Annotated in this window: 6 protein-coding genes and 1 pseudogene; 3 read left to right on the plus strand and 4 right to left on the minus strand. The window is 60.2% G+C overall.

Translation table 11 applies throughout. From position 1 onward, the window contains the following. Window positions 1-183: 183 nt before the first annotated feature. Window positions 184-2,782, minus strand: a pseudogene (locus BGLCM_RS08780) (primosomal protein N' family DNA-binding protein). Window positions 2,783-3,006: 224 nt separating this feature from the next. Here BGLCM_RS08780 and rpoZ point away from each other — a divergent pair. The 3 genes from rpoZ (at window position 3,007) to ilvD (ending at window position 6,696) form a co-directional block, all read left to right on the plus strand. Then, entirely contained in the window at window positions 3,007-3,291 is a 285-nt protein-coding gene (gene rpoZ, locus BGLCM_RS06295) for a DNA-directed RNA polymerase subunit omega (protein ID WP_006294871.1), read from the plus strand. 258 nt (window positions 3,292-3,549) lie between these two features. After that, complete coding sequence (gene metK / locus BGLCM_RS06300; protein ID WP_006294872.1) at window positions 3,550-4,791, plus strand: methionine adenosyltransferase; 1,242 nt, start codon at window positions 3,550-3,552, stop codon at window positions 4,789-4,791. A gap of 45 nt (window positions 4,792-4,836) precedes the next feature. After that, window positions 4,837-6,696 (plus strand): dihydroxy-acid dehydratase, encoded by a 1,860-nt coding sequence (gene ilvD, locus BGLCM_RS06305; protein WP_006294873.1) that lies wholly within the window; start codon window positions 4,837-4,839, stop codon window positions 6,694-6,696. Window positions 6,697-6,865: 169 nt separating this feature from the next. Here ilvD and gmk read toward each other — a convergent pair whose 3' ends face one another. The 3 genes from gmk to BGLCM_RS06320 all read right to left on the minus strand — a co-directional run. Next, on the minus strand, window positions 6,866-7,456 hold the full coding sequence (gmk, locus tag BGLCM_RS06310) for a guanylate kinase (RefSeq protein WP_148401531.1): 591 nt from the start codon (window positions 7,454-7,456) through the stop codon (window positions 6,866-6,868). A gap of 135 nt (window positions 7,457-7,591) precedes the next feature. Further along, window positions 7,592-8,563, minus strand: coding sequence for an orotidine-5'-phosphate decarboxylase (gene pyrF, locus BGLCM_RS06315; protein ID WP_006294875.1), 972 nt, complete (start codon window positions 8,561-8,563; stop codon window positions 7,592-7,594). 234 nt (window positions 8,564-8,797) lie between these two features. Further along, window positions 8,798-9,787, minus strand: a 990-nt coding sequence (locus BGLCM_RS06320; RefSeq protein ID WP_044085160.1) for an RNA-guided endonuclease InsQ/TnpB family protein, incomplete at its 5' end; no start/stop codon positions are given.

Consider the following 9,787-nt stretch of genomic DNA (forward strand, 5'->3'; position numbering starts at 1 on the left):
GTATGTGGTTCACTGCCGACGCCAATGTGCGCTGCGCCAGCATGCGTAATGTCGTTTCCATCATAAAGGCGAGGAACGAATCAGCCCGAGCGCGCATGCAACATTTCCGATGTCAATGACCAGCATGCGCCAACATCAGCCAACGCTACGGGCCACAGCTGCAGCCATTACACTCACATACACTCACACCAAATCCTTCGGATCGAGTTGGAAGCGCAACTCTCCCGGTTCACGCATGGCCATATGCCGTGCCGATTCCTGACGTAACCGCAACGCCAGTTCAGCCCGTCGCTCATGCGGCACACGCACCACGGCTTTGACACGGTCACCCATGTTTTCCAACTCACGCGCATCCACCGTGGCCTGCGCGGGAATGCCCACAGGCCCCAACACGGCAGGCACAGCACCATCGGGACCTGCCACTTGAGCCCAATCGCCCGACAGCACGCCAATGGTACGCAGACAGGTTTGCACAGCATCACGCCTGCCCCATACGCAAGCGGCGCTGACAGCCGGTGGCAACACGGCTTCACTGCGCTCTTCACACTCACGTGCCGCCAACATCCGCGAATCCCACAACATCAATGACTGCGCGACCACCGCGTCACTCTGCCCAATCACAAGCATCGTGCCGCCGCGCACGGCCGGAGCCGTCATCGAAGCCACACGCATCCATTGGCCCAACACGTCAATGCGCGCATCAATACCCGGACGATACAAACTCGTCCAAGCGTCAAGCACCGCTGACGCCGCATACATGCCGGCATTGTGTCCGTCGCCACGCACCATCGGTTCGGAGCCTTCAGTGGCCACAATGATCGCAGGCTCATCCTCCACCCATACCAGAGGTCCACCAGGCAACCGCGCATTCGACACGAGCAAGGGCACACCACGGAACAATCCTTGCAGTTCCTCAATCGTGCCGGCCGCCCCAACGCGGATCGTCCGCAACCGTGTGCCCTGGCATTGCGCACACTGCCAATCCGTGGCAGGAGCCCCGCACCAACGGCAGCGTGGCGCCTCATGCGGGCGCGATTCCAACGGACCTTGGCAACGCCGACATCGCGCTTGCGTCAAACAACTGGCACAACTCAACGTATCAGCCAAACCATCATGCGGAATTGACAACAGCACAGGCCCCGTTTCCAAGGCTTTACGCAATAAGGTCACGGCCGTATGCGGCATGCGCGCGCCCACACTCGCATCCCCCAGGCGCAACAGTTCCTCACGGCTCAACCATCGCACAACCGGCAGCAATGATTGCACGCAATCCTTGGTCGGATGCACACTCGTCGCCGGTCCGCTCACCGTAGCGGCCACCGTGCATGACGGTTCGCACTCATACTGGCTCAACACGCTACGCGCCATCGCCATCGCGACGAACACACCACCATGCATCATGCTGCGCACATGCATCACACCACGCGCATTCGCATACGGCATGAACCCGTCAGCGTTCTGATAGGCCGCATCATCAACAATCACAAACAACGCGTCATCAGCCACAGGCGCATACATCGTGGCCCGCGTACCAATCGCAATGCGCACAAGGCCCGAAGCCACAGCCAAATAGGAGGCGTATCGTTGCGCCGGAGACAATGCCGTCGTCAACATCGCCACATCCCCCAGCTCCTCCAGACGCTGCCGCAACGTGCCTTCTGACTCCCCCTCATGTTCCCCGGAACCCTGTTGCATAGCAGCATCATCGGCAGTCAGATCATCAGGCGAAAACGCACGCAACCCGTATTGCGTCAACGCGTGCATCAAGTCGAACGTTTCGCGTTGCGTCGGCAGCACCACCGCGACCGACCGTCCCGCCATCCACGCTTGTATGACCATACAAGCCAAGTCTCGCGCCCACATGAACGCGCCCGGCGCCGCATCCACCACAAACGAGCGGCACCGTCCCACGCCTTCCCCCAGATTGTTGTCCGGCGCCACCATCATGCCCGGCACCACGCTCTTGCCCGGCATCCGATACTGCATCACTTCCCGCGGCACGCCCCTCACCAGCACTCGCATCACCGCCGCCATGCTCATCGACCGGTTGCCGATGCCGCAACGCATCAAGCAGCGCGCGGCCCTCGTCATAGGCGAGCGCATACCGCGCACATTCGCGCTGCAACAATGCTTGCGCATGCGTGAGGCGGTCGGCGGGCAACGTTGCGGCACCCAGGGCGTTATCAGGGAAATCAACAGCATCAGCCGAACCTGTGGCCACCGAACCGGCAGCTAGCGAACCTCTAGCCGGCGAACCTGCAGACACAGCCGCAGCCGAGCCGGAGCCCATGGCCGCCGATTCGAGTGCGTCAACGCGCTCAATCAGCGGTCCCAGCCGCTGCTCCACCCAGGCCACGCGCGGCGCGACGGCCACCCGCACAATGTTGGCGCGTGTGCCGCCATACGCGTCGGCAATAGCCGTGATATCACGACGCATCTGGCGCGGCACGAGCACAGCGTCACTGAGCACACGCTCCACGTAGCGCAACGCCGTGGCGTCCGTGTCGCTCGTCGCGCGGCGCTCCCAGACAATAGCGTCCACAAGTTTGCCGCCGAACCGCACGCGCACGAGCGTGCCGGGCCGAGCAGCATCGGAAAACCGTTCCTCAACCAAGTAATCAAACAACTGTCCCAGCTGCGTAGCCTGCACGTCCAACACAACGCGAGCGATGGGCAGCAACGCGGCCGGCTGCTTAACACGCGCACGGCTCTTACGTTTGCGCGGAGCCAATCCCGGCAACGCGAGTTGTTCAGCGTCAGTCATCGCAGCCCCTTCCCGCATCAGCACATCCCGTCAACGCAACAGTGCTGAACAGTGTAATGCGCACCGCTCTCCAACCGCGTTCCCACCGCTCGTTCCCGCGCCACGCACACCCGCACAACGTTGACATACCACTTGTGCAGCGCTTGTGTAGTGTTGGTTATGAACCCGTGCAAAAGTCCCCTCGTGCACGTACAGTGGGGAGTTCGGAAACAGTCAGACTTTAGTGATTGGGAGACTCAACCATGGCATTCGGTACCGAGCCGACTCCGACCGGTCTTGCGGATCCGCCGATCGACGACCTCATGGAGCATGCAGACTCCAAGTACGCACTCGCGATTTTCGCCGCCAAGCGCGCCCGCCAGATCAACTCGTATTTCACGCAGCTTAACGAAGGCCTGCTGCAGAACGTCGGCCCGCTCGTGGAATACCAGAATCAGGAGAAGCCGCTGTCCATCGCCTTCCGTGAGATCAACGAAGGCTTCGTTGAGGAAACCCTCGGCGAGGACGACCTCAACGAAGGCAACTGATTATCACTGCTTACGCACCGTTGTTGACGGTACGTAAAACACGCTTGAGCCCCGGACCTGAAACGGAGAGCTGCGTTGGGATGTTCGTCCCGGCTTGCCCACCCCCGTTCAGCACCGGGGCTTTGTTGTGCCACTGTTGTTTGGATTATTTCCGCACGTGCAGCACATGGCGTGTCCACCGCCCCAATCCTTGCCCATAGCAATCTTTGCCCATACCAACCGACCAGAAAGACCCAGCGACCAGAAAGGCGCCTAGCCATGAACGAACGCACACTCATCTCGGCAGAATCCGTGACCGAAGGCCATCCCGACAAGGTTTGTGACCAAATTTCCGACGCCATTCTTGACGACCTGCTTGCCCAGGACCCGCATTCGCATGTGGCGGTAGAAACAGCGGCCACGAAGGGCCAGTTCTTCATTTTCGGTGAGGTGACGAGTGAAGGCTACTCGGATATCCAGTCGATTGTGCGCAACGTCGTGCGTTCGATCGGCTACACGAGCTCCGACATCGGTCTCGATGCTGATTCGTGCGGTGTGGTCGTGTCGTTGAGCGAGCAAAGCCCTGAAATCAACCAAGGTGTCTCACGCCTGTCGGCCGACGCGGAAAGCGCGGCATCGCGTGAAGAACGCTATGAGGCGCAAGGCGCGGGCGATCAGGGTGTGATGTTCGGGTATGCGAGCGACGAGACCGACGCGTACATGCCGCTACCTGTGCATCTGGCCCACCGTCTGGCCGCACGACTGGCGCAGGTGCGTCATGAAGGCATCGTGCCACATCTGCGCCCGGACGGCAAAACGCAGGTCACGATTGAATACGACGAGGCCGGCAACGCCGTGCGCCTCGACACAGTGCTCGTATCCACGCAGCATGATCCCGGTATCAGCCAGGAGTGGTTGCGTGACGAACTTGACCAGCATGTGGTGCGCCCCACGCTGGCCGACGTGCTGCCAGCCAGCGTGGACGTGTCGGATTACCGGTTGCTGACCAACCCTACGGGTTCGTTTGTGCTCGGTGGTCCGGCCGCTGACGCTGGTCTGACAGGGCGCAAGATCATTGTGGACACCTATGGTGGCGCGGCGCATCATGGTGGCGGCGCGTTCTCAGGCAAGGATCCGAGCAAGGTGGACCGTTCCGCCGCCTATGCGGCGCGTTGGGTCGCGAAGAACATTGTGGCGGCCGGTTTGGCCAAGCGCGTTGAAGTGCAAGTGGCATACGCGATCGGTGTGGCCGATCCCGTCAGCATCAACGTGGACACCTATGGCACCGAAGCGCCCGGCGTGACACGCGAACAGATCCAGGCGGCCGTACGTGAAGTGTTCGACCTGCGTCCGGCGGCCATTGTGGACGAACTCAACCTGCTGCGCCCGATTTATGCAACAACGGCGGCGTACGGCCATTTTGGTCGCGACATTCCCGAACTGACGTGGGAGCACACGGACCGCGTCGACGCGTTGCAACATGCAGTGCAACAACTGCGTGAAAACCCTTCCACCATGTGACATTTCCCCTTAGGGGGCACGGGTTGTTCGCTTGAATGGTGAGTTATGAAAATGCGATCAGCGACAATCATGAACGGCCGTATTTTTGCCGGCGCCCGTGCCCTGTACCGCGCTGCCGGCGTGGACGGCAAGGATTTTGGCAAACCGATCATCGCCATCGCGAACTCGTTTGACGAGTTCGTGCCGGGCCACGTGCACCTGAACAAGGTGGGCCGTCTCGTTTCCGAGGCTGTCAAGCAGGCCGGCGGCATTCCGCGCGAGTTCAACACGATGGCCGTGGACGACGGCATCGCCATGGGACACACGGGCATGCTCTATTCGCTGCCCAGCCGTGAAATCATCGCCGACACCGTCGAATACCAGGTCAATGCGCATTGTGCGGATGCGCTGATCTGCATCTCGAACTGCGACAAGATCACTCCGGGTATGCTCATGGCCGCTTTGCGCCTGAACATTCCCACCGTGTTCGTTTCCGGTGGCCCGATGGAAGCCGGTACGACGGTGCTCACTGACGGCACTGTCAAGAAGAACACCGATCTGATCGACGTCATGTACGCGTCCGCCGATGACAACATGAGCGATGAAGACCTGCTCGCCTATGAGAAGACCGTGTGTCCGACCTGCGGTTCGTGCGCCGGCATGTTCACAGCCAACTCGATGAACTGCTTGAACGAAGCGATTGGTTTGGCGTTGCCGGGCAACGGCACGATCCTGGCGTCGCATGAAGACCGCAAGGCACTGTTCGAACGCGCCGCGAAGACCGTGGTCGACATCGCGAACCGTTATTACCAGCAGGATGACGAGTCTGTGCTGCCGCGTTCAATCGCCACGAAGGAAGCGTTTGAAAACGCGATGACAATGGATGTGGCTATGGGCGGTTCCACAAACACCGTGCTGCACATCCTGGCCATGGCTCAAAGCGCCGACGTGGACTTCACGCTCGACGACATTGAACGCATCTCGCATACGGTGCCCTGCATTTGCAAGGCGTCCCCTTCGGGTGAATGGGAGATTTCCGACGTGCACCGCGCCGGTGGCATCACGGGCATCCTCGGTGAGCTCGACCGTGCCGGCAAACTGCACCGCAACGTGCACTCCGTCGATTACCCGAGCTTGGAAGCCAAGCTCGCCGACTGGGATATCATGCGCGACACTTGCACGCAGGAAGCCAAAGACATGTTCTTGGACGCTCCCGGCGGCATCGTCTCGCCTGATCCGTGGACGCACAACACGAAGTTTGAGTCGCTCGACACGGACCGCGTCAACGGCGCAATCCACGACATTGAGCATCCTGCCGTGACCGAAGGCGGTTTGGCTGTGTTGCGTGGCAACATCGCGCCCGACGGCTGCGTCGTCAAGACGGCTGGCGTGCCAAAGGAGATTTGGAAGTTCCATGGTCCGGCTCTCGTCGTCGAATCCCAGGAGCAGGCCATCGAAGTCATCCTCAACGACACACTCAAGCCCGGTCAGGCGCTGATCATCCGCTACGAGGGCCCCAAGGGCGGTCCGGGCATGCAGGAAATGCTCTACCCCACTTCGTTCGTCAAGGGCAAGGGCATCGGCAAGGAAGTCGCGTTGATTACTGACGGCCGCTATTCGGGCGGTTCTTCGGGCCTGTCCATTGGCCATGTGGCTCCCGAAGCCGCGTCGGGTGGTCCGATTGCGTTGATCAAGGATGGCGACATCATTGACATCGACATTCCGAACCGCACAATCAACGTGGAATTGACCGAGGAAGAACTCGCCGCACGTCGTGCCGAACTTGAGGCCGGCGACGGTTACGTACCGCACCGCGACCGTGTGGTCAGCCAGGCGCTCAAAGCGTTCGCCGCGTTCGCCCGTTCGGCCGACAAGGGTGCCACGCGTGATCCCGAGCTGATCAACCGTTTGTCGGGCCACGCCTGATATTCAGCCCATTGCAAAGCATGAGGGGCTCGCCATCCGTTACTGCGGTGGCGAGCCCCTCACTTACATTCACTTACATTTACATCAAGGTGTGCTTGACTGACAGCGTGCCAGCCATGTGGCATGACTGGCATGATGGCCTATTGCGCTGCCGTTCACTCAGTCTTGTTCAGTTGTCCAACCCGTATTCGTCGGCAATCAGCTGCCACAGCTCAGCTGCAGCCTGCTCCACCGTGGTATTGACAATCGTCACGTCGAATTCGGATTCGCAAGCCAGTTCCACTTTGGCCGTTTCCAAACGTCGCGCCTGCTGTTCGGGTGTTTCGGTGCCGCGACCAATCAGGCGGTGTTTGAGTTCTTCAAAACTGGGTGGCGCAAGGAACACATAGAGCACATCCAAACCGAGTTCCTGCGCACGTTCCTTGACACGGCGCGCTCCCTGCAAGTCAATCTCAAGAATCGTCGGCACCCCTTGGGCCAGGTGCTCTTCCACGGGTTTCAGTGGCGTGCCGTAGTGCGCCATGCCGTGCACGACGGCGGTTTCCAGAAACTCACCTTGCGCTTGCATCTCCAGAAATTCAGCGTCATCCATGAACCAGTAGGTCACGCCGTTTTGTTCGCCTGGGCGTGGCGCGCGCGTTGTGGCTGAGACCGACACCCATACTTGCGGATGTGCGGCACGCAGCGCCGCTTCCACGGTCCCCTTGCCTACGGCCGTGGGACCTGAGAGCACCATGAGCCGTCCCTGCTGTGCTGCCATGTGTTGCGTTCCTTCTTTCATCACTACTTCTGCACTGCCGGCACATGGGCATCATCCACACGCCAGTCACTACGATACATAGTAAAGGGGGTGCTCGATGCGTCAGCATCAGCGGTATGCCAGGCAAGCCATCAATCAGCTGCGCGGGCGCACTGTCTTGACGTGTTTGGCCAAGCGGCTCGTGACGGGTGCTTCACGTTCATCTTCGTTCATCGCTTCCATCAGCGCGCTGCGCACATCCAACGCCACGACTTCCGTGGCATGCGTCAGCTCGCCAATGTCAGGACCACGTTTGGCGATCTCACGCGACACCGTCACGAGCACATTACCTTGGGTGCCACGGAACACGGATTTCAAATCGGCGGCGCCGGCACCTTGCCAGCCATAGCCTGGCGAGAGGATGGGGCCGGTAAAACTCGATGGAGAAAAACCTGAATCCTGCACCCACTGGCCAATGGTCGCGCCAATGATCAGGCCCACAGAACCCAAACCTTTAATCTCGTTATTGTATTTCTGCGCCGTGCGTGCGATGCCGTACGCCACAGTATGCCCCTTGAACTCGCCTGATTGGCGGATGGCCGTTTGCAAACTGGCGCCTTCCGGATTCGACGTCAGTGACGCGATGAACACACCACGACCATTGTTCAGTGCGTCCTCAATAATGCCACCCAGAGATCGCGCACCATAGTACGGCATGAATGTCGCCGCATCACACAACAGTGGCGCACCCGGATTGAAATACGCGTCCGCCAAAGCCGACACCGTCGTGGTCAATCCCCCTTGCAGACCGTCCACAATCGTAATCAAGCCAAGCTGACGTGCGGCGAACAGCACGCGTTCCAAAGCCGCGATGCCTTTGGAACCGTAGCGTTCAAACATTGACAACTGGAATTTGACGGCCGCCGCACGTGACGTGGCGGCTTGGATCATGCGCATCGAAAATATTTCCGCGCCGTCGGCGTTCACGTTGTAGCCCCATTCCTGCAACAGCTTGCGATGTGGGTCAATGCCGATGCAGAGCGGACCGTATTGTTTCATGGAGTTGCTCAAGCGCAGGCCAAAATCGCTGCGCAACGCTTTGAGTTCTTCATCGGTCGGTCTGGTCATGATTGCCTTATCCTTCCGTGACCTTCAGACATCGCTGTAATGTGCATGCCATCTTGGACTGCTGCGCCTTGCGGCCGTGGTTGACGGTCCGACAGGAAGAATGCCCAAGGTGCATATGCAAAAATCCTTATATCAATACCTTGACATCCTCCCCCGCTTGTAGAGGCGGGGGATTCCTTGGCCTCGCGGCCTAGGGTTTCTGTTTCACAGACTACGCTTCGCACTACAACGTGGTTAGTTGTTGTGGTGTTTGCGTCCGTCTCCGCAGACGTTCACCGCAAGCCCTGCGGCGAGGATGTTTTTCGCGGCGTTCACGTCCCTGTCATGGGTTGTGTGGCACGCGGGGCACGTCCATGCCCTGACGTTCAACGGTTTTTTGCCATCATGGCGTCCGCAGGCGCAGCAGATCTGGCTGCTCGGGTACCAGCGGTCGATGACCACGATGTCGCGTCCGTACCATGCGGCCTTGTATTCAAGCATGGTGCGGAACATGCGCCAGCCCGCGTCCGTGATACCGCGGTTGAGGGCGCGTTTGGCCGTCTGGCCGTTGCGTTTCCACCGTCCCGGGTGTTGCGGGTCGGCGACGGGTTCGCAGGTGCGGCTCATGGCCCGCACGTTCAAGTCCTCCAGCACGACCGTTTGGTTTTCACGGATGATGCGGGTGGACAGCTTGTGCAGGAAATCACGCCGCCGGTCGGCGGTACGCGCCTCGATCCTGGCGACTTTCAACGCGGCCTTGCGATGGTTCCTGCTTCCTTGCTGCTTGCGCGCCAGATCGCGTTGCGCTTTCCCCAGGCGCTTGGCGTTCCTCTTGCGCAGCCCCGGGTTGTCGATTTTCTCGCCGGTGGAGAGCGTGGCGAAGGATTCCACGCCCATGTCGACGCCGACCTCGCCTTCGGCTTTTGGCAACGCGGTGACGTGTTCCTCCACGAGGATGCTCACATGCCAGCGGCCAGCCGAATCCAAGGATATGGTCACGTTGACCGGGTATGCGCCGTCCGGCAACGGACGGCTCCAATGGATGTCGAGCGGCTTGTCCATCTTGGCGAGCCTGAGAGTGCGGCCGTCCCATGTGAACGCGCTACGAACGAACGTGGCGGCTCCGCCACGGGACTTCTTCTTGAACCTCGGATAATCCGCAGTACCGTCGAAGAAATTGGAGAACGCCGCTTGCAAGTGGCGCAACGACTGCTGAAGCGCAACTGAAGACACTTCCCTGAGGAA

This window comes from Bifidobacterium gallicum DSM 20093 = LMG 11596 (assembly GCF_000741205.1).
GTDB lineage: Bacteria > Actinomycetota > Actinomycetes > Actinomycetales > Bifidobacteriaceae > Bifidobacterium > Bifidobacterium gallicum.

Bases quoted from the DNA above. Each gene is read 5' to 3' on its own strand.
- gmk (WP_148401531.1), bottom strand. From the start codon at position 7,456: ATGGCAGCACAGCAGGGACGGCTCATGGTGCTCTCAGGTCCCACGGCC.
- metK (WP_006294872.1), top strand. From the start codon at position 3,550: ATGAACGAACGCACACTCATCTCGGCAGAATCCGTGACCGAAGGCCAT.
- pyrF (WP_006294875.1), bottom strand. From the start codon at position 8,563: ATGACCAGACCGACCGATGAAGAACTCAAAGCGTTGCGCAGCGATTTT.
- rpoZ (WP_006294871.1), top strand. From the start codon at position 3,007: ATGGCATTCGGTACCGAGCCGACTCCGACCGGTCTTGCGGATCCGCCG.
- ilvD (WP_006294873.1), top strand. From the start codon at position 4,837: ATGAAAATGCGATCAGCGACAATCATGAACGGCCGTATTTTTGCCGGC.